Here is a 24,208-nt window from a genome sequence, read left to right as displayed (position 1 = left end):
ACCCCCGAAAGTCCACGCGTCCGACCGGGCACTATGTGAAATGAGTTGCATCACATTGCGTGAATTTGGACAATGAACGTATGAATATCGGCGGATACGAGATTGGCCAAGTTTTCCATATCGGCACCAGGGGACCCCTGTGGAGGACGCGTACGGCGGCGGGCGACGCTTTGCTGGCATTGCGCTCGGCCGCCGACGGTGACCGTTTCCTTCCGCGATGGAAGGCCTGGGCGTCGGTGACATCGCGGCACGTCGTCCGATTGCGAGACGTCGTGCGTTCAGACGACGGTCGGTGGGCGCTCGTCCAAGACTATGTCGCCGGACGAAGCCTGGACACTGAACTGGGATCGCCCGATTTTCGCCCAATTGCCACTCGGCGTCAGATATTCGAGGGGATAGCAGCGGGCGTGAGTGCGCTGCACGCAGCAGGAATCGCGCACGGCGACCTGACACCCGCGAACATCATGATCACGCCGGAGGGGCGTGCTGTGATCGTTGACCTCATTGATGAACTGGGGGAGCGCGAGGGCACGCCGGGATGGAGCCTTGAAGCATCCGGAATGGACGGAGACCGTGCGTGCCTCCGGCAGATCGCTCATCTTCTAGGAATGGACGAGGCGCTGGCCGAGTTCGGCCTGGACACCCCCGGGGCCATCGGTCGGGGGACGACTCCGGTCGTGAACGACCCACCAGAACACGTTATCAGCCGCGAACCCGTCGATCCCGAGCAGGTGATAGCCGATCTGCGAGCCGCGGCTTTGCGCGAAGACACCGTGACCGAAGACGAAGCAGTGCCACGACGGAAGAAGAAAGACAGTGCGGCCGCGGTGGGGCGACCGCGAGCATGGCAACGGGGGCGCAAGAGGCGCATCGGACTGCTGGTGCTCGGCATCGTCGCGATTCTCGCGGGGCTATTGATCATTGGATACGGGGTGTGGGGCGCCACGAATCGACAAGAGGGCGCGGACGCGAGTGCAGATAGCGAAGCGTCGGGTGACACCGCCCAGTCACAAGACGGTCTGTGTGACCCTGACGCGCTGGGGGACGTTATCAACCACGCCATTCGGGTTCGCGACCAGGCCGTGGTTGATGGCGACCCCGCGTCCCTTGAATCCGTGCTCGGGGGCGAGCTGCTCGCGCAGGACACCCAGCGCATCGAAACCATGCTGGCTAACGGCGTGCGCGTCAAGGCCCTGTCGTCCACAGTCGACAACATCACCGTTCGCTCCTGCGAATCCGATGCCATAGAAGCTCAAGCGACACTGACGGTGCTGACCTCGGAAACGTGTCGGGCGGACACGTGTGAACAAGGCAGCGTCCCCGACTCAACGGATCTCCTCGTGCGCGTCGATCCAGCGTCACGCAAGGTCGTTTCCGCCGCACCCGATCATGCCTAGGGCGCGCCACGCGCGCCCGCTGCGGGTGCGTACCGAAAAGTGACACAGACGCGATGGGGTGGGCCCGTTTGAGGCCCACCCCATCGCGTCGCGTCAAAGGATCAGAGCCCGAGGTCGGGCTCGAAGGCTCCCTCCTCAAGACGCTTCTTCACATCCATGAGGAAGCGTGACGCGTCAGCGCCATCCACCAAACGGTGATCGTAGGAAAGCGACAGGTACACCATTGACCGGATCGCGATCGTATCAGAGCCATCCGTCGCCTTCACGACAACAGGGCGCTTGACGATCGCACCAACGCCCATGATCGCGGTCTCGGGCATGTTGAGGACAGGCGTATCGAAGAGGGCGCCACCGGAACCGGTGTTCGTCACCGTGAAGGTCGAACCAGACAGCTCATCGGGGCCGATCTTTGAGCCGCGTGTGCGAGCGGCCAGGTCATTGATCGATGCCGCGATACCCGCGATATCCCTGTCGCCCGCATTCTTCACGACCGGAACCAGCAGGCCGCGGGGTGTGTCGACGGCGATCCCTACGTGTTCGTAGTCAAAATAGGTGACCTCGTTATCGTTGATGGTCGCATTGATCTTCGGGTGGTATGCCAGCGCCTCCGTCGCGGCTTTCACGAAGAAGGGCAGGAAGGTCAGTTTCGTGCCGTGCGCGGCGGCAAAGGCGTCCTTCGAGCGAGCACGCAGGGCCGCGACCTTGGTGACGTCCACCTCGATGACGGTGGTGAGCTGAGCAGCCGTTTTGAGCGACTCGACCATACGCCGGGCGATCGTCTGACGCAGACGGCTCATGCTTTCGGTGGTGCCGCGCAGCGGTGAAGGTTCGCGAACAGCGTCAGTCTTTAGGGCAGTTGAGGCAGCCGGAGCAGCGGCAGAGGCCTCGGCGACGGCCGTTGCGCGCGCAGCGGCGGCCTCAACGTCCTCGCGCCGCACGCGACCGCCAACACCCGTACCGGACACGCTGGCCAGGTCGACCCCGAGTTCGCGAGCGAGCTTACGCACGATGGGGGTGACGTACGCGGTGCTCGTCGCCACTATGGGGGTCTTCACCACTGGTGCCGCCGAAGCGGTTGACGCGAGCGTGGAGGCATTCGGGAACGGATCAACGGGATTCGTTGGAGGAGCGGCGGGTGCTGCGGGCGCAAGCGGAGCCGCCTGCTGCTGAACGTGCTGAGAGGGCGCAGTGGCGGAGATGATCGCAAGAACAGTTCCGACCTCGACGGTTTCGTCCTCGACCACGCGGATCTCAGAGAGGAAACCTGCGACCGGCGAGGGGACCTCGGAGTCGACCTTATCGGTGGACACCTCAAGCAGAGGCTCGTCGGCGTCAACGGCGTCCCCTACAGCCTTCAGCCACGTCGTGACCGTCCCTTCGGTGACGGATTCGCCCAGCGCGGGCATGCGCACCTCGGTGCCTTGGGCAGCCGCGGATACAACGGGGGCCGCTGATAGATTAACGGGGGCGGCGGGAGCCGTCGGAGTTGCCGCGCTGGGGGCGGCGGGAGCCGGAGTCGAGGCGGCCTCGGACGCGTCGCCGATGCGCGCGATCTCGGCACCGACCTCGACGGTCTCGTCTTCGGGAACCAGGATCTCGAGCAGAATACCCGCAACGGGGGAGGGGACCTCGGAGTCGACCTTATCGGTGGACACCTCAACGATGGGCTCGTCAAGCTCGACGGCGTCGCCGACCTGCTTGAGCCACGTCGTGACGGTGCCCTCGGTGACGGACTCGCCCAACGCGGGCATGGTCACTGAAGTTGCCATGTGTGTTCTCCTAATAAAAACTGTGGTCAGTTGTGGACGTGGAGGGGCTTACCGGCCAGCGCCATAGCCGCCTCGCCGAGTGACTCGTTCTGGCTGGGGTGTGCGTGAATCAGGGCTGCGACATCCGAGGGGAAGGCCTCCCAGTTCACCATGAGCTCTCCTTCACCGATCTGCTCGCCGATGCGCGCACCGATTCCGTGGAAGCCCACGATCGGACCGTCCTCAACCGAGACCAGCTTGATGAGGCCCGACGTGGCCAGGATAGACGACTTTCCGTTTCCTGCGAGGCTGTATTCGACCGTGCGTACCCGGTCGCCGTACTTTTCGCGCGCCTGCTTCTCCGTCATACCGACAGAAGCAATCTCGGGCTCGCAGAAGGTCACTCGCGGGATGTTGACCTCCGCCTGCACGGTCGGGTTCAACCCGGCGATTTCCTCGGCGACGAAAACGCCCTGCATGAAGCCGCGGTGAGCGAGCTGCAAGCCGGGGACAATGTCTCCGACTGCGTAGATGTTTCCGACGCCGGTGTGCAGACGTTCGTTGGTGATAACGAATCCGCGGTCGAGAGTGACGCCCGCCTGTTCGTAGCCCAGCCCCTCAGTGACGGGACCGCGACCAACGGCTACCAGGAGAACATCGGCATCGAATTCCCTGCCGTCTTCGGTGGTCACGTGGACGCCGCCGCCGTCCTGCGTGGCCGAGGCGAAGCGCGTATTCGTGTGGAATCTGATGCCCCGCCTGCGGTACGCGCGTTCCAGCTGCTTCGAGATGGCCTCATCCTCGTTGTTGGCGAGGTGGGGTAGCGCCTCGATGATGGTGACCTCGGCACCGAAGCTGCGCCACACGGATGCGAATTCAAGACCGATAACGCCGCCGCCGAGGATCACAGCAGAGGAAGGGACCCAATCCATTTGCAACGCCTGATCGGAGGAGATGATTCGTCCACCGATATCCAGACCGGGGATTGAGCGGGAGTAGGAGCCGGTTGCCAGCACGATGGCGCGGCCGGTGATGGGCTGTCCGTTGACCTCGACGGTGCTGGCATCCACGAGGCGCGCCCAACCGGAGATGATCTCTACGTTGCGGGATTTCAGCAGGCCCTGCAGGCCCTTGTATAGGCCGGAGACGACCGAATCGCGGTACGCGCCAACCTGCGCCATATCGATGCCGTTAAACGTGGAGGAAACGCCAAACTTTGCGGACTCACGCACGGCCTCAGCCGTCTCTGCGGCATGCAGGTATGCCTTGGTGGGGATGCACCCGCGGTGAAGGCAAGTCCCGCCCACCTTATCTCCGTCAATGAGTGCAACCGTCATACCCAGCTGCGCTGCCCGCAGGGCGGTCGCATAGCCACCGGAACCCGCACCCAGGATGACGATGTCGTAGGTCGATTCGCTCAAGGTATAAAACTCCTCGTTGATGAGCCTGACGCTCAGATGGTTGATTTCATGACGGACCTCACGGTCCTTATAGGCCCATTGTCCCACGTTTGCGTAGTGCTGTCCTGGAGCTGGGCGATCCAGTGCGATGTATCGGGCCACATAACCGTTGGGGGAAGTCTTGTCCCTCAGGTGAATGCGATGCGAGAGATCGGGCGTGTCTGTAGGATCGATGACGTGCACGGACATGGAAAAACTGACGACGGCGTCGGCGTGCGCGACCAGCGCCCGCCATCGCTTGGGCTCGGCCGCATTATCATTGCGCTGTTCTGGCTCCTGGGAGCATGGATCTTCATGATGGCCGTTGTCGATCTCTTTCACGCGCAGGATCAGCCGTGGGGTCCTCGCCTCGTTGCTCTCCTGGCGGGTGTGGACTACCTCGTGGCCGCGATTGCTCTCACCCATAACGGACGACGCATGCGCATCGTCGGTTGGGTAGCCATCGCCCTGTCGATTGCCGTGCCGCTCGTCCTTTGGGTCGCGTCCCTGGGGCTCGAAGAACTCAATTCCGCGCGCTCCGCGTGGACCGGATTCGGGGCGGATTTCTACTATCTGCCCCTTGTTGTCTCGTTCATTGGGACCATTTGGATGTGGTGCTCCAACCCGCGCAGAATCGTCTCGCTCGCCGAGCAGGTCGAACGCCCGAACTCCCCGTGGAGGAGCTAGAGCTCGGCCTCGTCCGGGGCGCCGAGCCTATCGCCCGCCTGGGAAACCGAGCTGGCGCCACGCCTCGTAGAGCACGATCGACGCGGAATTTGCCAAATTAAGCGAACGTACTCCCTCAACCATGTGGATGCGGAGGCGATCTTCCACGCGCGGGTGATGCATGGCTTCTTTCGAGAGTCCGACGGATTCGCGCCCAAAAAGCAGGCCGTCGCCGTCTGCGTACGACACGTCAGAATACATGGTGCTCGCGTGGCCGGTGAGCGCCCAGACGCGCCCGGGGATTCGGTCGAGAGCCTCATCCAGGCAGTCGTGCACCGTGACGTGTGCCAGGTCGTGATAATCCAGGCCCGCGCGGCGAAGCTTTGTGTCATCCATGTCAAAGCCCAAGGGTCTGACGAGGTGAAGCATCGAACCGGTGCACGCGGACAAGCGGATCGCCGCGCCGGTGTTGCCCGGAATTTCGGGTTCCCAGAAAACGACGTGCAGCATAATCCTCAGGCCTGGTAGGTCACGGTCAGGGACGCGCGTGCGATCGTGTGGTCGAGCGCCGCGAACGAGGCCAGTGCTGGGGTTGCATCATCGTCGAGTCCCAGGGTGTCCACGTCGAGCGCGTGGACGGTGAAAACGTAGCGGTGGGGACGGTCACCGACGGGTGGGGCCGCCCCGAAGTATGAAGCGTCACCCGCATCCCCTCGGAGGTGAAACGCGGGGCCCGCCAGCGTGAGGTCGGAAGCTCCCGCACCTGCATCCAAGTGGGTCATAGATGCGGGAACGTCCAGTACCGCCCAGTGCCACCAGCCCGATGGCGTGGGAGCATCCGGGTCGAAGCAAGTCACCATGAAGCTCGCTGTTTCCAAGGGGAATCCGTCCCACGTGAGGTCGGGGGAGAGGGAGCCTCCCTCAGCGGTCGCAGAGGCGGGCATTCGCGTGCCGTCGGTCAGGGTGTGCGACGATAGCACGAAAGTGGGCACGTCCAAGCCGTCGTAGGGGGTCGGCGCGAGGGGGCGAGAATCGATGTGCATGCTTGCTCCTATCCTGATCTGTTTCCATTGTGGCGCATCCGCCCGTAATCGACGATCGGGACGCAGATGTGTGAGCAGGGTTCTACGCTATACCTTATAGAACAGGTGTTCTACATGTAGGGGAGGGGTGTGTCCAACTCGAGCATACGGCTGCTCAAGGCCCGCGAGGCTTTGCGTATCGACGAAAGCTTAGTCGGCCTGCAAACGCGGGTCGAGGCTGAGCAGATCCGCGCGAGGACGCTGGCTCCCGTGCTCCTCGGCCCCGCAGAGAGACCGACCCTGATCCGCCTGCTCATCGATACGTGCCCTCCCGGAGGATGGATCGGTCTGTGCGGGGTGAGTGACATCGGCTGGGAATGGGCTGCACAGCAGGGGATGGATCTGGGCCGCGTGCTGGTCCTCAACACCGGGCAGGCGGCACATGCCGGCGAGTTGTGCGCCCTGCTGATGGATGCGTGCGACGTCGTATGCCTGGATCTGCCTGAGCTCAGGCGGGATGAATGTCGCGTTTTTGCCGCTCGCGCACGCTCTTTGGGGCACACCATCGTGACGCTGCAGATGTGGCCGGGTATCTCACGCTGCGTGAACGGCAGCAACGAGATTCGGTTGGCGGTGTAAATGCGCTACATGGTGCTGTGTGTGCCTGATTGGCCCGTGAACTGCCTGGTGGGTGACCTGCCGCCCAGCGGGTGTGGGGCCGTTGTACACGGTGAACGGATCGACGTCGCCAGCGCGGCGGCCAGGCGCGCTGGCGTCCGGGCCGGTATGAGCGCGAGGGAAGCAACGTATCTGTGCCCAGATCTCGCATGCCTGGCGCGTGACCAGGACCGGGAAGCCAGGGCCTTTAGCGCCGTCATCGACGCATTCGACACGATTGCCGCCGGGGTCGAATGCCTGCGTCCCGGAGCGGCCAGATGTCGTGCTCAGGGCCCCGCCCGGTGGGCGGGCGGTGAAGAACGCGTGGTATCAATGCTGGTGGATGCGGTTGAGGAGGCTGTGGGCGTCGATGGGGGCGGTGATCGTATTGACACGATGAGTGTCCCTATCGTTCGGGGAGCCACGGACCTGTCCCATCGGCTGTTTGAGTCTGGATTGGTGTCGCAGACGCTGCGCATTGACGTGGAGGATACCGGGGGAGGCCAGCGCAGCCGCACGTGGAGTGGGTGCGATCTGTCGGTTCACGCCGATGTCGTGCTCCGGGTGAGGTGGACTCTGGCCGGATGGATGACGGGCGTTGAGGGGCCTGGGGCAAGGTGCATTCGATCTGCCTGACTGCGTGCGCTCCCGAGTCCGGCAATCGCGCAGCCTCGTTGTGGGGAAGGGGAAACCGAGAACGGGATGTGTCGCGCAGCGCCATGCGCATACAGGCAATGCGGGGCCGGATGCTCTCCTGGTTCCCTACGTGCAGGGAGGGTGCGATCCGCGCAGCCGTATCGTGATGGCCCGGTGGGCAAAGGATCTCCCCGCGCCTACATGCGTGCCGCACTCGAGGACGGCAGGAGCGTTCTGCTCCTGTGGAATGGGGGCGAGTGGGCGCCAGAGGGAATTGACGGCTGACGCGGCGATGCGCAAGAAGGCCGTGCCGTAGACTGAAAGGATGATATTTTCATCGCTGCGCGAAACTCTCGCTTCGATGTCTGACGACGACTTGATGGCGCTTGTCGGTCCGGCGACGTGGGCGAACGGCCTGCGTTTGGTGCGCGGGGGAGCGGTGCGAGAGCTCGCGTGGGACGAAGCCGGTGCGCGGGTGGAGGCGCGAGTAAAGGAGGCCGGGCTCGCCTATCGCGTGCGCATCACCCTGGGGGCGCTTCGCCCGACGGCGGCGTGTGCGTGCGCCTTGCGTTCGGATTGCCCTCATGTAGTCGCAACGCTGATCGCCGCGCGCGAAGAGGCACGTGAGTGCCAGCTCAGTGTGCCCGAGTGGAGCCGCGTCCTGGAAAGGGTGCTCGGATCCGCTCGCGAGCGGCGCGGCGAACCGCTCGCCCTCGTGGTTGACGCACACGACCCGAGCGCGGAAGCTACTTTGACGCCGTTGCGCAGAGGGACCGGGGCCAGCTGGACGGCAAAGCGGGCCTCGTGGCTCGACCTGACGGCCACGCAGTGGGCGTCGGTTACGGACGGTTTGGATCCGACCCACGTATCGTTGTTGCGCGAGGGATACCGTCTGTCGCGCGAGTCTCGTTCGTGGCATTCCAGGACGGAGGTGACTCTGACATCGTTGGGCGAGCAGGCGTACGCGTGGCTGAATCGACTCGTGCGCGCGGGGGTGGAGCTGTTCTCGTCGACGGCGGACGAGGACCCCTTCGTGGTGTCGCATGCGACCTGGGATGCGGATATCGACGTGGTGTCGGACGAAGCGGGGCTGGGGGTACGGGTGGTGGCTCGCAATGGGGAACGAGTCGTGCAGCTTCCCCGCATCGATCGGGATACGGGTTTGCTGTTCCTCGAAGGCGGCACGCGCGTGGCGCGCATCGAGGGCCTCGCCTCGCTCGACGGCTTCCCCCTGGAGCGTCCGCTGAGAATTCCTTCAGCCGACATCGCGGAGTTTCGTGGAACCTGGCTGCCCGAGTTGCGCAGGCGTTTTGCGATCAGTTCCTCCGATGGGAGCTTCGATCCTCGCACAGCCCCCCAGGTTGTCATCGTGGGGACGGTGCGCCGCGATGGCGATTCGGTCGCTGTGCGCTGGTGGGCGGAGTACACGATGGGTGAGTCGCGTTCGCGCACACCCATTGTCCACTGTCTGAGAGACGAGGTCGTGTCCGCCCTGGTGCGTCGCATCGACCGGTGGGGGCGGTCGCGGGGCGGCGCGGCGTGGCCGGGCCTCGCGGGAACGGTGCGCATCTCTCCGTGGCAGGTACCGGACTTTCTGACGGCTGTCGTGGACCGTAAGGCGCCAGATGGCCTCGTGTGGGACATCGAACAGGACGTGCGCGAGATCGAGGTATGTGACGATGCCATGGGCGTCGACGTGCAGATTGAGGCGAATGGGACGGACTGGTTCGATCTGAACGTCCGGCTACGCCTGGGGGAGCACTCGATCAGCGTACGCGAGGCGCTGAAAGCCCTTGGACGAGGGGAGAGATACGTTCCAGTCGACGGCGTGTGGGTGCGTCTGGATGGAGATCGCATTCGCTTGCTTGAGGGGCTACTGGAGGAGGCGCGCGCGTTGGTGGGCTGGGAGGGCGAAGGGGTGCGCCTGTCGGCTCTACAGGTCGGTATTTTCGACATGCTGGCGAGCGAGGCCGACAGCGTTCATGCGTCGAAGGAGTGGCGCACGCGCGTCGCTGCGCTCAAAAACCGTGGCGACGAAGGACTGCCGCCGCTACCCGCTCTCGCTCGCATCCTGCGTCCGTATCAGCTGGATGGTCACGCGTGGCTAACCGCTCGCTTGGTCAAAGGATTCGGAGGGATCCTTGCTGACGACATGGGCCTGGGCAAGACCGTGCAGATCCTCTCTGCCATTGCGGCAATGCATGCGCGGGGCGCGGGGCTCGGCGGAGCTCCTGTTTTGGTGGTCGCCCCGACCTCTGTAGTGAGGGTGTGGAGCGAGCAAGCCACGAAGTTTATGCCGTCACTGCGCGTGCGCGCGGTGACGGAAACATCCGCCCGGAGAGGGACTGGCCTCGAGCAGGAAATCGATGGGGCGGACGTGGTGGTCACCTCCTACACGTTGCTTCGCCTGGAGTCGGACCAGTGGAAGCATATCCGCGTGGGCGGCGTCGTCATCGACGAGGCGCAAACCGTCAAGAATCCCCGTACCGCCACGTATCGGGCGCTTCGCGAGTTGGACGCGCCGTGGAGGCTGGCGGTCAGCGGCACCCCGATGGAAAACTCGCTCAGCGACCTGTGGGCGCTCCTCTCGTTGGCCTGCCCCGGCCTGCTGCCGCCGTGGGACGTCTTTCGCCACAAGCTTTGCAGACCGATCGAACACGGCGCAGATCTCGTGAAGCTCGCTCGCCTGACATCCTACGTCGCACCGTTCATCTTGCGTCGCACGAAGGAACAGGTGGCCAAGGATCTGCCCGACAAGGTCGTTGACGTCGTGCGCGTCGACTTGGGTCAGGAGCATCGCCGAATTTACGACCAGCATCTCGCGCGTGAGCGCGCCCGCATCCTGGATCTGCTCTCTGATATGGATGCGAATCGAATGAGCGTGCTCTCCTCGATAACGAGGTTGCGCCAGTTGGCGCTGGACCCCGCGCTCGTTGGTGAGTCGTACGCCCACGTGGGGTCCGCGAAGATTGAGTACCTGGCCGATCGCCTGGACGAGATTGTTCCACTGGGGCATCGTGCCTTGGTGTTTAGCCAGTTCACATCCTTCTTGGCGCGCATTCGTCACGTCTTGGAACGCCGGGGAGTGTTAGTCGCGCAGCTAGATGGGTCCACGCGGGACCGCGATAGCGTGATCGAGAGCTTCCGCTCGGGGCGGGCACAGGTGTTTTTGATTTCGCTCAAAGCGGGCGGGTCTGGCTTGACCCTGACAGAAGCGGACTACGTGTACGTGATGGATCCCTGGTGGAATCCCGCTGCCGAGGAACAGGCGATCGACCGCGCGCACCGCATCGGCCAGACGAAGAAGGTGAACGTGTACCGCTTGGTCGCCGCTGACACGATCGAGGCGAAGGTCGTGGAGCTGCAGGATCGCAAGCGGCAGCTGATTTCGTCCGTGATGAGTGGGACAGGCACGGGGGCGCGCTTGAGTGCTGCTGATTTCAGGGGGCTCCTCGACTAGCACATGAGCGGGAAGGATCGGGGTACACGGCAACTTTTAGTCCTGCACGTGTGCGCACGGCTTCGAGGGCTGGGATAACGTCTCGCAGGGGGAACTCGTGCGTGATGAGACGGGATAGGTCGATCCTTCCATTCGATAGAGCATCAACGGCCGCAGCGTAATCGCTCAGTGTCGCGTTGGCGCTGCCCGAGAGGGTGAGTTCGCGGTAATGGATGAGGTTCGGGTCTATTTCGGCGAGCGTCGTTTGCGGGAAACCGGCAAAGCACGAGACGTGTCCACCGACAGCCGCGCACTGGGCGGCGATGGATACCAGGCGTGGATCACCCACGGCGATGATGACGACATCGGCGCCGAGGTTTTTCGTCCATTCGCGCACATCCCGGACGAGGTCGGTGCCCTGGGAAGACGTCGTGGCCCGGGCCCCGAGGCCAAGGGCCGGGGCGAGACGGGCGGGACGACCGCACGCCATCACCTCTGCGCCCAAGGAAGAGGCCAGCGCGCAGTGGATGAGGCCGATGGGGCCCGTCCCAATGATAAGGATGCGCGAACCGGGCCCGATGGGCAGGCGGCTCGCGGCCCGCAGACAGCACGAAAGGGGCTCGGCCAAGGCGAGGAGAGAGGGAGCGATCTCGCGTTCAGTTGGGGTGATGCATGCCAGTGCGTGCCTCGGCACGTGGACGAAGTCTGCGAGCCCGCCGTCAACCCCGGTTCCAAATAGCCGCATATTCGTACAGACGTTGGAGCGTCCGACGCTGCAGGGACCGCATCGCCCGCAGGCAATTTCTGGGGCCAGCCCCACCTGTGTGCCGGGTGCCGGCACGTCGCGTCCGGGAGTCAGGTCGCTTCCGATTCGCCAGACGCGTGCGGCAATCTCGTGCCCCAGAACCACGCCGGGAGTAACGCCGTTCGTCTTTTGCCCCGTCATGATACGCAGGTCTGTCCCGCACAGAGTCGTGGCCTCGATGGCGAGGAGGACGTCGCGTGGCCCCACAGGCGGCAGCGGACGCGTCTGCAGGGTCAGTGAGCCGGGTGATTCGAGTGACGCCGCGTACATGAAGTCCATGCCACCAGGATATGTCATGCGGCACACACCCCCATTCTATCGAACATTTGTTCGATAGAATGGGGGTGTGGTCAATGAACGACGGTACGCGGAACTGCACGCTCACAGCGCATTTAGCTTCCTGATAGGGGATACGCGAATCTGGTGGGGCGATGAGTGAGCGGGCTTTGACGGCGAAGGGGAATCGTGCCCCGCGCTACAGCCTCAACGACGTGAGTGGGGCTGGGAGAGACCTGATCGTGCTGACCGGGGGGCGCGCGCCCCCCGTCCGCCCGGTGGCGAGCACCCACCGCTACGGGGTGGGCTCATCGCGCGTTGCGCGAAGGCGAGGAAGCACTCCTTGGGCTGCATACATTGCCCGAGGACGATCCGCGCGTGTACGACCTGCTGTGTGCCGCAGATACCGTGGGTGTTTTCCAGGTGGAGTCGCGCGCAGATGAACACGTTGCCTCGGTTGAAGCCGCGTTGTTTCTACAACATCGTCGTAGAGGTGGCCCTGGTGCGGCCGGGCCCCATGCAGGGAAGGGCGGTCAATCCTTATCTGCGTCGTCGTGCTGGCCGTGAAGAGGTGACCTACCTGCATCCGCTCCTTCAGCCCGCGCTGCGTCAGACCTTGGGAGTGCCACTGTTCCAGGAACAGCTGATGCACATTGCATCGGATGCGGCGGGCCTGTCCGGTGCCCGGGCGGACCAGCTGCGTCGCGCCATGGGCGCCAAGCGAAGCACCGAACGCATGGAGGCCCTCAAGGGGAACCTCATGGCGGGGAGGAAAGTGCGCGGGATCGACCTACCCACCCGCGAGCGCATATACGAACAGCTCAGGTGCTTTGCACACTTCGGTTTCCCGGAGTCTCATTCTTTTTCGTTCGCGCACATCGTGTACGCATCCGCATGGCTGAAGGTGCATGCGCCCGAACACTTTTATGCGACGATCCTGGCCTGTCAGCCGATGGGTTTCTATTCGCCGGCGACTCTGGTGCAGGACGCGCGTCGGCACGGGGTGAGGATCCTGGGGCCTTCTGTCAACGATTCGCTCCTGGAAGCCGGAGTAGGGCGGGTGGGAGAAGGCTCGTTTGGAAACATCTACCGAGCCGGGCGCGCGGATCCGCTTCCCTCTCGCCAGATTGTCCCCCTGGATGCGGATCCCACGCTGGCGGTACCTATCGGCCTGTCCCAGGTGCGAGGCCTGGGACGGGCAGCCGAGAGAATCATTGAGGCCAGGGAGGGAGGAATCTTCGAAAGCCAGGCCGATTTGGCGCGGATGGCCCATTTGAGCGCGGGGGACATGGAGAAGCTGGCGCTTTCGGGCGCGCTCGAATGCCTGGGCGTGGGGCGCCGCGAGGGAGTGTGGGCGGCAGGAGCGTTGGCGATCTGTGAGACTCACTCAGGGCAGTGGCAACCATTCTTACCGGAAAGTGAGATTGGGACGCGGGCCCCCAATCTGTCCCCGCTGTCCCACACAGAATCCATGTGCTCCGACATTCGCGCGATGGGACTGACGCCCGGCGAGCACCCTTTCTGCTGCGTGAGGAGCACCCTGCCCCCGGGAACACTGAGGGCATCCGATCTGGGGCGACACCTGGATGGCAGAATTGTCGATGTGGCCGGAATGGTTACTCACCGCCAGCAACCTCACACGGGTAGGGGCGTCACGTTCTTATCTGTGGAAGATGAAACCGGGTTCGTAAACGTTTCCGTCCCCGTTGGAGCATGGGAAAAGTTTCGCCGCGTGAGCCTCGAATCAGCGGCGCTGCTCGTTCGGGGGAGACTCGAATGGGACGGCGCGATCAGCATTCGAGCCTTCCGCCTGACGTCCGTCAATCTCCCGGTCGAGGAGCGCTCCCGAGCCTTCCGCTAGGAGACGTCAGTCGAATGGTTTCCTCGCGGCCCCTGCGAGCAGGAAGGTGCGAAGGTCCTCAACCGTCTGACACACAGCGTCCGCGTCATCCAGGCCATCTTCGGTCGCATACCCCCATCCCACTCCGACGACGGGGATACCGGCCTCGTGTGCTCCGCGCACGTCCCACACGGAGTCTCCGACGATCAGTGGATGCGACACATCCGTGCCCAGCTCAGCCAGCCGTGCCAACGCCTCGTGAATGACGGTCGCCTTCGTCGAAGAAGGGTCGGGAGTCGCGCCCGCAATCACACTGAACGCTCCGGAAAGCCCCAGGTGTTTCATTTGCGCCAACGCCATTGGCGCCTGCTTCGATGTCGCAGTCGCAAGTGGTATCCCCTCCCTGCTGAGATCCCACAGCAAGGAGGGGATACCCGCGAAGGGCTGGGGATCCAGATAATGATCCATATACCTGCGGCGGTAACCGGCCACGAGGTCGGCAAGGAGCGTGCCCGAGTAGCCCAGGTCGGCAAAAGAATGCCACAGGGGAGGGCCGACGTAGGTGCGCAGGCGCCGGTCGTCGGGGATGGGAAGATCGAAGTCTGACAATGTGCGACGAAAAGCGTGCATCACGGCAGGAGCGGAATCGACGATCGTTCCATCGACATCAAAAAGGACAACGGAAATGCTCAAAGACACTGAAATCCCCCACGTTGTTGGTGCTTTCTTAGTCACTATGCCCTATTATCCCGAGAAGAGCATCCGAAACGACCAGAAGGAGGGGATATGGAATTACGAGCGCGGCTCACGCCGATTGATCAGGCCAATAATGCGCGTGCAGCCGCGTGGCGGGTCTTCTTCGAGGCGTCCGGTCGCCTGCAGGGGATCCTAGAGACGCGCCTGAAGCGCACGTACGGGGTGTCCATGCCCGACTACAACATCCTCCTCGCCCTGTGGGAGGCCCCGGGGCATCGTTTGCGCATGGGCGAGCTCGCAGATCAGGTTGTCTATTCGCCCTCGCGCGTTACGTACCTGGTTTCAAACCTGTCCCGCGATGGCTGGGTGGAGCGCATCCCCTCTCAGACGGATCGCCGAGGATATGATGCGTGCCTGACGACACAGGGGGTCGAGACTGTGCTTGCTGCCACAGAGCTGCATCAGCAAACGGTCAGCGAATACCTTTTGGACGGCATGACCGACGAAGATATCGACTCGATTGCACAGGTATTTTCGACCCTCGATTCTCGCCTGCGCGGTGATCGGAAGGACACCTAGCTTTCGATTGGCGTATGGTGACCAGGTCGTGCTAGGCTTCTATCCGCTTGCGGATCACAACGGTTCGCGTCGCTGACCTGCGCGGGTGGCGGAATAGGCAGACGCGCTAGCTTGAGGTGCTAGTCCTCATTTTACGAGGGTGGGGGTTCAAGTCCCCCTCCGCGCACGAGACACCCCGGGGCCCCAAGGCCCCGGGGTTTTCCGTGCATGACTAGGAGGCGCCGTGCGTATAGACATGTGGCTCGACACCTGCGATCCGTGGAGCTACCTGGGTCTGCGTCACCTGCGCGCAGCCCTCGAGCGTTTCGATCACGGCGATGCGACCGAGGTCTACCTGCACGCATTCCTGCTCGACCCGGATCTCGATGCCGCCATTGAGGAGCCGCGCGTGGTGGCCCTCGTAGAATCCGGCGCGGCCACCCTCGAAGAGGTTCGTGCGGCCGACAAACGCATGTGCGCGCTGGGTGCGAGCGAGGGCATTCGCTTTGACTTCGATTCGTTGATCATTGCTCCCACGTCCCGCGCGCACCGGGTTATTGCGGCCGCACACGACGCCGACATCAACGCGGATACCGTTGGAGGCCCGTCCTCGTTGCAGCTCAAGGTGGCCGAGGCGATCATGCGCGCGCACTTGACGATGGGACTCGACATCTCCGACCCCGACGTGCTGATCGGATGCGCGCAGGATGTCGGCATGTCCGGGCATCTTGCCGCACAGGCCGTCAGCGACGAGGAATGGGCCTCGCGCGTCTACTCCGATTTCCAGCTGGCCATGCACGCGGGCGTCAACACCGTCCCCACCTACATCCTCGATGGGCAGTTCCTCGTTGAGGGGCACCACACAATCACCGCATTTTCTACCATCCTGGCGACGGCCTGGGATAACGCGAGAAAGGATCGCCCATGAGCGACAAATCAATCACATCATCGCCCGCTTTTTCGAGGTCAGTGAGCCCCATGGAACTGGTCATGCAGTTCCATCGAACCTATGACGTTCCGATTCGCCCCTGCGACGACCCGACCCTGTCCTACGACCGAATGGGCATGCGCGTCGGCCTCATCGCCGAAGAGTTCGCGGAATTGATCGGCGCCATCTACGGTAAGCGGGCGCGTGCGATTATCGAGGCCGCGACCGCCCAGGCGGTGGCCGCAGACGATGGGGAACGCGATCTCGTTGAGGCTGCGGATGCCATGGCGGATCTGGTGTACGTCATCTACGGCATGGCGATTGAGTCCGGAATTGACTTGGACGCGGTTCTCGCCCAGGTGCAGGCCTCCAACCTATCCAAACTGATGCCCGACGGCTCCGTTAAGCTCCGCGAGGACGGAAAAGTACTCAAGGGCCCCAACTTTTTTCCGCCGAACATCGCTCGCGGGCTGGGGCTTGAGGACCCTGTGGCCACCTCGAGCACGGACTAATGTCCCCAGCACGCGCGTTCGCGCCCATCAGATGCCACAATAGACGCGGCTGACTCATAAGGAGGAAAGACATGGCACGGGTCGCAGTCATCGGGGGAGGATATGGAGGCGTCACGGTCGCCAAGGGACTTGACCCCCTGGCGGACGTCATCCTCATCGAACAGAAGGATCAGTTCGTCCACCACGCGGCAGCTCTGCGCGCCGCGGTCGACACCGTGTGGGAGCAAGCCATCTTCATGCCCTACACCAACCTTCTGAGCCGTGGGGAGGTCGTTCACGGCACCGTTTCGCGCGTTGACGGCACGACCGTCCACGTGTTCGGCCGCGATCCGATCGAGGCCGATTACGTTGTCTTTGCGACGGGCTCGACTTACCCATTCCCGGCCAAGTACTCTTCCTTCCGTTCCTCCGTGGCCAAGGCGCGCCTTGAGCAGCTGCACGAGAATCTCGCTCGTGCGCGCTCCGTCATGATCGTCGGCGGCGGAACCGTCGGCATCGAGCTGACGGGTGAGCTCGCGAACGCGTTCCCCGGACTGGACATCACGATCGTCGAGGCCACGGATCGGATCCTGGGCACTCCCGGCTACACCGATGTGCTTCGCGACGAGATTGGCGAGCAGCTGGCGGCTCTCGGCGTGCGCGTCGTCACCGGTTCCGAGCTCGCCTACCTGCCTCCGCAGAACGTCGGAGATCTGGCTCACTTTATGGTCACAACCAAGAACGGCGATGTTATCGAGGCGGATCTGTGGTTCCAGTGCTATGGTGCTCGCGCGAACACCGGTTTCCTCATCGGTAGCGAGTACGAGTCCGCCATGCACCCAGACGGAACGATTCGCGTGGAGGGGACCATGCAGGTCATCAACCACTCCAACGTCTACGCAGTCGGCGATCTCACGGATGTGCGTGAATCCAAGCGTGCTGACGCGGCGCGCCAACAGGCACGCGTCGTTATTGCGAATATTTCGGCTCAGATCGAGGGGGAAACTCCCGTCGTCACCTACGAGCCGACCAAGGAATGGGTCATCCTGCCGCTGGGGCCCAACATGGGCGCCTCACAGCTGCTTGACGCGGACGGCCAGACCCGTATTTTGGGTGCGGATCAGACCGCGGAAATCAAAGGAACCGACCTGATGGTGTCCGTCATTCGTTCACAGCTCAACCTGCCCTGATAAAGTGCGTGTTCTCACGGTAGAATGGGCGGCATGACTGGAGATGCCCGCCGCGCGCTGACGCGCCTGCTGAACGCGTTCGAGAATCATTTTGACATCGCCCGCGATGGAGACGAGGCCGACGATGCCGCGCTCGAGGCGGCTGAACTGGCGCTGCGCGACGCCTTCTTTACCTACGACGACATTCTCTTTACCCAGCTGGGTGTTGAACTGCCCTTCGACATTCTCGATGACTCCGACGAGGACGGCGAGGACTACGACCAGGAAGACGCAGACGACGATGACGATTTCGTCGAAGTGGATGACTGAATCCCACGCGGATCTTTTCGCGTACCGCTGAGGGCCCGAACCAGCCGGTTCGGGCCCTCAGCGTTCTTCGATACGCGGTCGAATTCGCCCAGGTTGCGGAAGCTACGGCAAAAACTACTGCGCGACCTCGCTGAGCACCTGACGAATCGGCGCCGGCAACGGGTCGGAGCAGTCAAGCAAAGCATCAAGCTGACGAACCGTGCGCGGGCCAACGAGCGCGGTCGACACTCCGGGGTAATCGCGCACCCATGCCAAAGCGACGTCGCCCGTCGAACGCTCCAAGCCAGCCCCCGCGCGCGAAGCAGCCTCAATGACCGCGCGTGCGGGGCCTGCCAAGTAGGGTTCCACCGTGTGACGCAGATGGGGTGAGGCCGCCCGTGAGTCGGCGGGCGTCGTATGACGATACTTACCCGTCAGCGCTCCGCCAGCCAACGCTGAGGCTGCCACCACTCCGATGCCGCGAGCAGAAAGCTCCGACACGGTCCTCGCGCATGCCGCATTCGCCAGCGAGAAGGGGAATTCCACGAGCGTAATCGGGGCACAAGCCCCCAATTCGCCGCGCGTCACTGCCTCAGCCAACTGCCAGTGCGATGCCCGCGACACTCCGACGTAACGGGCTCGACCACTCCGATAGGCCAGCGAGGCGGCCTCCAATGTTTCTGCCAGGGGAACATCTACGCGAGGCTCCACCATCCAGGCGTCCACGTAGTCGGTATCCAGACGCGCCAATGCGTCGTCCAAGCTTCGCAGGAGATCACCCCGGCCCGCAGCGCCCACCCAGTTTCCATCCGCCGCGCGGCGCACGCCACCGCGCCACGCGACAACCACACGGTGGCGGCCCACGGAGGTCATCGCCTCGGATAGGACGTCAACAGCCATGCCGTCGCCGTGGGAGGCCGAACACTCAACGAAGTTACCTCCCGCGTCGACGAAATGCGTGAGCATCTCGAGGGCCTCGGGACCATCTGTGTCACGCCCCCACGTGAGCGTGCCCAGGCCGATCGCCGAGAGGTAGAAGCCGCTACGACCGCATTGGTTTAGATCCATGCCTCTAGCCTAGCCGAGTCCGCGCGAGCCACCGGGCGTGCTGCGTCGGCATCGGGGGAGTGGTGCCGCCAAACACGGGGCACAGCGAACGTACTCCGCACCAGTTACACAGGGGATTTTTGCGGGGCTCGAAGGAATCGTTCGCGATATTGTGCTCGATACGGCTCCAGAGCTGGTCGATGTGATGCTCGAACTGTCGGATATCCTCGGGGGCAGGATCCAGCGTGAGGACCTGGCCCGCACGCAGGTAGACGAGCTGCATGCGCGAGGGCAGGACCTGCGTGCGCGCCAACAGCAGGGCATAAAAGCGCATCTGGTATAGCGCCTCGTCCACATATCGGGGAGAGGGAGCCTTTCCCGTCTTGTAATCGACGACCCGCAGACGTCCATCGGGCGCGCGATCGATGCGGTCGATGAATCCGAGCAGCCGCACCCCTCCCTCGGTGGTCGTCGTCACGCGCTGCTCGCGGGCGGCAGGCGCGATCCACTGGGGTTGCTCGATCGCGAAATACCCGTCAATGACGCCGCGTGCGTCCTCCAGCCAGGCTTCCCGGTCCGTGTCATCGACGAAAAGCTGCCTGACGCCGGGGTTCTTCTCCGCCAACGCCTCGAACTGGGGGGCCACCTGTGAGCGCGCGGCAGATGGCGTGCGCTGCTTCGGCGGCAGCGCGAAGAGGTTCTCAAGGACCGCATGCACGACGGTTCCCAGTGCCTTTGCGCGGCTCTCCGGCTCCCGGTAGCCGTCCAGCACGTGCAGGCGATACTGCAGCGGACAACGCTCGTACTCCTTCGCCCGCGAGGCCGATAAAGCGGGATCCCACGTGCGCGTATCGGGGGAGGGGGCGATCAGGTCTGTCATGAATACCACGCTAACCCCTCTCGTGTGCATCTGTGTCCTGCCGTGGGCTCAGCTGTGCCCAGGCGCTATCCTTTACGTAATGAGCATTCAGCGTAATCAGTCGGATAGCGTCAACGCATGTGGCCAACCCACCCGTCGGGGCCCTCTCACCGAGGGAGATCGCGTCCAGGTACGCGACCCCAAGGGGCGTTTCCACCAGGTGATTCTGGTGCGTGGCGGCAGGTTCCAGTCCAACCGCGGCGGTTTTAACCACGACGACGTGATCGGAGCCCCCGACGGTCAGGTGATCGTCACCGACGAGGGGCGTCAGTTTCAGATCCTGCGTCCCCTCCAGGTGGATTACGTGATGTCGATGCCCCGCGGAGCGGCTGTCGTCTATCCGAAGGATGCCGGCGTCATCACGCACATGGGAGACATCTTTCCCGGGGCGACGGTTGTTGAGGCCGGGGCGGGCTCGGGCGCGCTGTCGATGGCGCTCCTGGACGCCGTGGGGCCGGGCGGCACTCTGATCTCAGTCGAGCGGCGTCAGGATTTCGCGGACATCGCCGCGGCGAACGTCGACCTGTGGTTCGGGCGCCGACACCCCGCCTGGGATCTGCGAGTTGGCGACGTAGGTGATGTGCTCGCAGCCGTCGATCCGGGCAGCGTCGATCGCGTCGTGCTCGACATGCTGGCCCCCTGGGAAAACATCGAGGCGATCACCCGCGCCCTGATCCCCGGTGGAGTGCTTGTCTGCTACGTGGCCACGGTGACGCAGATGTCGCGGCTGGTGGAGGAACTGCGCGCGTCGAAGCGCTTCACGGACCCGATCGCGTGGGAAGACATGCGCCGTCAGTGGCATCTCGACGGCCTAGCCGTGCGTCCCGAACACCGCATGGTGGCGCACACGGGCTTCCTCGTCGTTAGCCGCTTGCTGGCCTCGGGCGTTTCCCCCCAACAGCGTTCGACCCGGCCCGCGAAGGCAGCCGAGGGCCTGGGGGGCGCGTGGGATGAGGAAACGGACTGGACGCTTGAAAAGGTTGGCCAACGGGTAAACTCCGTGAAGAAGGTCCGCAAGGTGCGTCGCGACGTGGTTGCACAGGCTGATACGTGGGCGCGCGCGGGGCGAGAGGGCGGCGACGATGAATGACGAAGCGGAGCACGAGGCGCTGGAGCGGCGCCTTATCTCGCTCCAGGAAAAAAACCGGCGGCTCACGAGCGCCCTGACCGCGGCGCGCACCGAGCTCATCCGTTTGCAGGGCGAACTTGCGGATATTTCGCGCCCGCCGCAGACCCTCGCGACGTTTGTTCGAGCCTACCCCTCGTCGCGTCAGATTGAGGTGGTGACGGGTGGGAAGCGGATGCGTGTCGCCGTCTCATCGAAGCTTGACGTGGCGGATCTGTCCTACGGTCAGTGGGTGCGCCTTGACGACACGATGGTTGCTGTCGCCGCCGACGGCTTCGCTCGGTCTGGTCAGGTCGTATCCGTCTTGGAAATGGTGGGCGACGACCGCGTGCTCGTTGCGACCGAGGGCGGCGCGGAAACGCTCCTTGAACTGGCCGGGCCGTTGCGTCACGGCAACCTGCGTCCAGGTGATTCGCTTGTCGCCAACCCGCGCGCTGGGATCGCACTGGAACGCGTCGTGCGCGAAGACGTGGAGCAGCTCCTGACCCCCGAGATCCCCGACGTCACGTACGCGGATATCGGGGGCCTCGACGAACAGATCGCTCAGGTGCGCGACTCGATCGAGATGCCGTTTAACCACCCGGATCTGTATCGGCGTTTTGGTTTGCGGCCTCCCAAGGGAATTTTGCTCTACGGTCCCCCCGGATCGGGCAAGACCCTGATCGCTAAAGCAGTGGCGAACTCATTGTCGAAGCGTGGCGGAGCGTCGACGTTCTTCCTGTCGATTAAGGGACCCGAGCTGCTGAACAAGTTCGTGGGTGAGACAGAGCGCCAGATTCGCGCCATCTTTGCGCGTGCGCGCACACTGGCCGCCACAGACACCCCCGTGGTTGTTTTCTTCGACGAGATGGAGGCGCTGTTCCGAACGCGCGGTACCGGGGTCTCCTCGGACGTAGAAACCATGATCGTTCCCCAGCTGCTCGCCGAAATGGACGGCGTCGAATCCCTCGATAACGTCGTCATCATCGGAGCGTCAAACCGAGCTGACATGATCGATCCGGCGGTTTTGCGTCCGGGACGTCTGGACGTGCGTATCAGGGTCGATCGACCCGACCGGGCGGGTGCCCTCGACATCTTCTCGAAGTACCTCACCCCCGCGGTGCCGATTAGCGCGGTCGAGATTGAACGCTTCGGTGGGGTCGCTGAGGCTGCGGCGGGCATGAGTAGGCACGCAGTTGACGCGCTGTATGCCCGTAACGAGACGACCGCCCTGTTCCTTGCCACCCTCGTTAGCGGCGACCACAAGCGGATCTACCTCTCCGACCTGGTATCGGGGGCACTGATTGCAGGCATCGTGGAACGCGCGAAAAAGTACGCCATCAAGGATGCCCTGTCCGGCGCCTCAAACGGGTTGAGCATGGAACACCTGCTGCACGGCGTGCACGAGGAAATGGCCGAGTCCCTGGAGCTGGCTGCAACCTCGTCGCCGGAGGACTGGGCTCGCACGAGCGGGCTTGCGCCCGAGATTGTCAGCGTCAAGCCGATTGGGACAATCAAATGAGCAGCGAACGCATTATCGGAACGGAGACCGAATACGGGGTCTACCGGCCGGGCGACGCGTGGGCGAATCCTATCGCCCTGTCCACGAGGGTGGTTTCCGCCTACGGCGAGATCAGCCGAGTTGGGACCGTCTCCGAGGCGCGGGGGGTCGTGCGCTGGGACTACGCAGGTGAGGATCCGCTCAATGACCTGCGGGGAATGCGCATGTCACGCGCTACTGTGGACCCTTCCCTGCTAACTGACGACCCCTATCATCTCGCTCCTTCCGGTGGCAGCGAACGCGTCCCCAGGCCGACGGCTGAGGAGATGGCCCTGCCCGCCGCGACGGCGGCGGTGCTAACCAACGGGGCGCGTCTGTATGTCGACCACGCCCACCCCGAGTACTCGGCGCCCGAGACGCTCGGCGCCCGAGACGCCCTGCTGTGGGACCGTGCGGGCGAGGTCGTTGCACGTCGCGTCATGGAGCGGCTTGAGCAACAGGGGGAGGCCCCCATCGTGCTGGTGAAAAACAACACCGATGGCAAGGGGGCCGCGTATGGGACTCACGAGAACTATCAGATGCCTCGCGCCACCGACCTTGATGCGATCGTCCGCGGTTTGACGCCCTTCATGGTCACTCGGCCCGTCATCTGCGGTGCCGGCCGCGTCGGCAGAGGCCAAAAGAGCGAGGTTCCGGGCTTCCAGATGTCTCAGCGCGCAGACTTCGTCGAGAATGAGGTCGGCCTCGAGACGACGTTTAACCGACCGATTATCAACACGCGCGACGAACCGCACGCGGATCCCGCTCAGTTCCGTCGGCTGCACGTTATCGGCGGCGACGGCAACATGTTCGACGTGTCGGCGTTCCTGCGTTTCGGCACGACGTCGCTCGTTTTGTGGGCGATCGAGCAGGGTATGGACATGCGCTGGGACAGCGTGGCCATGGACGATCCGGTCCAAGAGACCTGGAACGTCTCTCACCACCCCGATCTCGATTACACGGTGAGCACCGCGGGCGGGTCCTACACCGCCGCCGAAATCCAGCAGATCTATCTCGACCTGGTGCTCGATACCTTCGCAGGCACCGGCGCACAACCCACGGACGCAGACCGGGAGATCCTGACGCTCTGGCAGTCCGTCCTGGATCGGATGCGCGCAGATCTGTTCTCGGTTGCCTCCGATGTCGAATGGGTCGCCAAGTACCAGCTCGTCAAACGCCAGAAGGAACGCGCTGGCCTCAACTGGAAGGATCCGCGTCTGGCAGCCATCGATCTTCAGTGGGCGGACCTGCGACCCAGCCGCGGTTTGGCCTACCGGCTGGCGAAAGCTGGGATGGTGACGCGTCTGGTCACCGACGAGGAGGTCGAGCACGCTGCGGACTGTGCGCCGACGAATACGCGTGCACGGGTGCGTGGCTGGGCGGTCGCGAACCGTCCCGATTTGGTCAAGGCTTCGTGGACTTCGCTCGTCTTCGATCCCGGTTCGGGCGACCTGGTCCGTTTCCCGATCGCTAACGCGCGCGACACGTCCACCCGCTAAAACGAACGAAAGAAGAGAGCAA

The 24,208-nt window shown here is 63.8% G+C and carries 21 protein-coding genes, 1 tRNA gene and 1 pseudogene; 15 read left to right on the top strand and 8 right to left on the bottom strand.

Features of this window, described 5'->3' with window-relative positions; translation table 11 throughout:
- The first annotated feature begins 80 nt into the window (after nt 1-80).
- Nucleotides 81-1,397, top strand: coding sequence for a protein kinase domain-containing protein (locus BLT68_RS02055; protein WP_050694791.1), 1,317 nt, complete (start codon nt 81-83; stop codon nt 1,395-1,397).
- Between the two features lie 101 nt (nt 1,398-1,498).
- On the opposite strand, the gene sucB is transcribed toward BLT68_RS02055, so the two are convergent.
- Both sucB and lpdA read right to left on the bottom strand, forming a co-directional pair.
- Nucleotides 1,499-3,166, bottom strand: coding sequence for a 2-oxoglutarate dehydrogenase, E2 component, dihydrolipoamide succinyltransferase (sucB, locus tag BLT68_RS02050; RefSeq protein ID WP_074632612.1), 1,668 nt, complete (start codon nt 3,164-3,166; stop codon nt 1,499-1,501).
- 26 nt (nt 3,167-3,192) lie between these two features.
- Complete coding sequence (lpdA, locus tag BLT68_RS02045; RefSeq protein WP_074632712.1) at nt 3,193-4,566, bottom strand: dihydrolipoyl dehydrogenase; 1,374 nt, start codon at nt 4,564-4,566, stop codon at nt 3,193-3,195.
- A 180-nt stretch (nt 4,567-4,746) separates the two neighbouring features.
- Here lpdA and BLT68_RS02040 point away from each other — a divergent pair, with 180 nt between their 5' ends.
- A complete protein-coding gene (locus tag BLT68_RS02040) occupies nt 4,747-5,271 on the top strand; it encodes a DUF3611 family protein (protein ID WP_050694789.1) in 525 nt (174 codons plus the stop codon).
- Nucleotides 5,272-5,298: 27 nt separating this feature from the next.
- On the opposite strand, the gene BLT68_RS02035 is transcribed toward BLT68_RS02040, so the two are convergent.
- Together BLT68_RS02035 and BLT68_RS02030 are read right to left on the bottom strand one after the other, a co-directional pair.
- Nucleotides 5,299-5,760 carry a tRNA (cytidine(34)-2'-O)-methyltransferase gene (locus tag BLT68_RS02035; RefSeq protein ID WP_050694788.1) on the bottom strand — a complete coding sequence of 154 codons (462 nt, stop codon included), beginning with the start codon at nt 5,758-5,760 and terminating at the stop codon, nt 5,299-5,301.
- Nucleotides 5,761-5,765: 5 nt separating this feature from the next.
- Nucleotides 5,766-6,293 carry a YbhB/YbcL family Raf kinase inhibitor-like protein gene (locus BLT68_RS02030; RefSeq protein ID WP_050694787.1) on the bottom strand — a complete coding sequence of 176 codons (528 nt, stop codon included), beginning with the start codon at nt 6,291-6,293 and terminating at the stop codon, nt 5,766-5,768.
- A gap of 129 nt (nt 6,294-6,422) precedes the next feature.
- Here BLT68_RS02030 and BLT68_RS02025 point away from each other — a divergent pair, with 129 nt between their 5' ends.
- The 3 genes from BLT68_RS02025 to BLT68_RS02015 all read left to right on the top strand — a co-directional run bounded on the left by BLT68_RS02025 (nt 6,423) and on the right by BLT68_RS02015 (nt 11,025).
- The gene (locus BLT68_RS02025) at nt 6,423-6,911 is read left to right on the top strand and encodes a hypothetical protein (protein WP_074632611.1); all 489 of its coding nucleotides are present in this window, start codon (nt 6,423-6,425) and stop codon (nt 6,909-6,911) included.
- Nucleotides 6,912-6,932: 21 nt separating this feature from the next.
- The gene (locus BLT68_RS02020) at nt 6,933-7,565 is read left to right on the top strand and encodes a Y-family DNA polymerase (RefSeq protein ID WP_232618778.1); all 633 of its coding nucleotides are present in this window, start codon (nt 6,933-6,935) and stop codon (nt 7,563-7,565) included.
- 325 nt (nt 7,566-7,890) lie between these two features.
- Complete coding sequence (locus BLT68_RS02015) at nt 7,891-11,025, top strand: DEAD/DEAH box helicase (protein ID WP_074632609.1); 3,135 nt, start codon at nt 7,891-7,893, stop codon at nt 11,023-11,025.
- Here the strand turns inward: BLT68_RS02015 and BLT68_RS02010 are convergent.
- The gene (locus tag BLT68_RS02010) at nt 11,006-12,079 is read right to left on the bottom strand and encodes a zinc-binding dehydrogenase (protein WP_050695767.1); all 1,074 of its coding nucleotides are present in this window, start codon (nt 12,077-12,079) and stop codon (nt 11,006-11,008) included. The genes BLT68_RS02015 and BLT68_RS02010 overlap by 20 nt on opposite strands.
- A gap of 348 nt (nt 12,080-12,427) precedes the next feature.
- Between BLT68_RS02010 and BLT68_RS02005 the strand changes: the two are divergent.
- Nucleotides 12,428-13,946: pseudogene (locus BLT68_RS02005) on the top strand (helix-hairpin-helix domain-containing protein); the annotation flags it as partial.
- A gap of 6 nt (nt 13,947-13,952) precedes the next feature.
- Here the strand turns inward: BLT68_RS02005 and BLT68_RS02000 are convergent.
- Entirely contained in the window at nt 13,953-14,624 is a 672-nt protein-coding gene (locus BLT68_RS02000; protein WP_082175842.1) for an HAD family hydrolase, read from the bottom strand.
- 87 nt (nt 14,625-14,711) lie between these two features.
- Between BLT68_RS02000 and BLT68_RS01995 the strand changes: the two genes are divergently transcribed.
- The 6 genes from BLT68_RS01995 to BLT68_RS01970 all read left to right on the top strand — a co-directional run bounded on the left by BLT68_RS01995 (nt 14,712) and on the right by BLT68_RS01970 (nt 18,097).
- Nucleotides 14,712-15,200, top strand: a complete 489-nt coding sequence (locus BLT68_RS01995; protein ID WP_050694783.1) for a MarR family winged helix-turn-helix transcriptional regulator — start codon at nt 14,712-14,714, stop codon at nt 15,198-15,200.
- A 79-nt stretch (nt 15,201-15,279) separates the two neighbouring features.
- Nucleotides 15,280-15,366, top strand: a tRNA-Leu gene (locus tag BLT68_RS01990).
- Between the two features lie 57 nt (nt 15,367-15,423).
- A complete protein-coding gene (locus BLT68_RS01985; protein ID WP_232618780.1) occupies nt 15,424-16,107 on the top strand; it encodes a DsbA family oxidoreductase in 684 nt (227 codons plus the stop codon).
- Nucleotides 16,104-16,619, top strand: a complete 516-nt coding sequence (locus tag BLT68_RS01980; RefSeq protein ID WP_050694781.1) for a pyrophosphohydrolase domain-containing protein — start codon at nt 16,104-16,106, stop codon at nt 16,617-16,619. Before BLT68_RS01985 ends, BLT68_RS01980 begins: the two co-directional genes overlap by 4 nt.
- A 71-nt stretch (nt 16,620-16,690) precedes the next feature.
- Complete coding sequence (locus tag BLT68_RS01975; protein ID WP_050694780.1) at nt 16,691-17,788, top strand: NAD(P)/FAD-dependent oxidoreductase; 1,098 nt, start codon at nt 16,691-16,693, stop codon at nt 17,786-17,788.
- A gap of 33 nt (nt 17,789-17,821) precedes the next feature.
- The gene (locus BLT68_RS01970) at nt 17,822-18,097 is read left to right on the top strand and encodes a hypothetical protein (RefSeq protein ID WP_050694779.1); all 276 of its coding nucleotides are present in this window, start codon (nt 17,822-17,824) and stop codon (nt 18,095-18,097) included.
- Nucleotides 18,098-18,211: 114 nt separating this feature from the next.
- Here the strand turns inward: BLT68_RS01970 and BLT68_RS01965 are convergent, their stop codons facing one another.
- Nucleotides 18,212-19,144, bottom strand: a complete 933-nt coding sequence (locus BLT68_RS01965) for an aldo/keto reductase (protein ID WP_050694778.1) — start codon at nt 19,142-19,144, stop codon at nt 18,212-18,214.
- A gap of 4 nt (nt 19,145-19,148) precedes the next feature.
- The gene (locus tag BLT68_RS01960) at nt 19,149-20,003 is read right to left on the bottom strand and encodes a RecB family exonuclease (protein ID WP_050695765.1); all 855 of its coding nucleotides are present in this window, start codon (nt 20,001-20,003) and stop codon (nt 19,149-19,151) included.
- Between the two features lie 79 nt (nt 20,004-20,082).
- Here BLT68_RS01960 and BLT68_RS01955 point away from each other — a divergent pair, with 79 nt between their 5' ends.
- The 3 genes from BLT68_RS01955 to dop are packed head-to-tail and all read left to right on the top strand — an operon-like array spanning nt 20,083 to nt 24,186.
- A complete protein-coding gene (locus BLT68_RS01955; RefSeq protein WP_050694777.1) occupies nt 20,083-21,132 on the top strand; it encodes a tRNA (adenine-N1)-methyltransferase in 1,050 nt (349 codons plus the stop codon).
- The gene (gene arc / locus BLT68_RS01950; RefSeq protein WP_074632608.1) at nt 21,125-22,669 is read left to right on the top strand and encodes a proteasome ATPase; all 1,545 of its coding nucleotides are present in this window, start codon (nt 21,125-21,127) and stop codon (nt 22,667-22,669) included. Before BLT68_RS01955 ends, arc begins: the two co-directional genes overlap by 8 nt.
- Nucleotides 22,666-24,186: a depupylase/deamidase Dop gene (gene dop, locus BLT68_RS01945; protein WP_070779041.1), complete on the top strand. Its 1,521-nt coding sequence runs from the start codon at nt 22,666-22,668 to the stop codon at nt 24,184-24,186. The genes arc and dop overlap by 4 nt, the downstream gene beginning before the upstream one ends.
- Nucleotides 24,187-24,208: the final 22 nt, after the last annotated feature.

The organism is Schaalia meyeri, assembly GCF_900105015.1.
Taxonomy (GTDB): Bacteria; Actinomycetota; Actinomycetes; order Actinomycetales; family Actinomycetaceae; genus Pauljensenia; species Pauljensenia meyeri.
The sequence above is the reverse complement of the archived record's forward strand: the minus strand, read 5'-3'. Positions and strand labels throughout refer to the sequence as shown.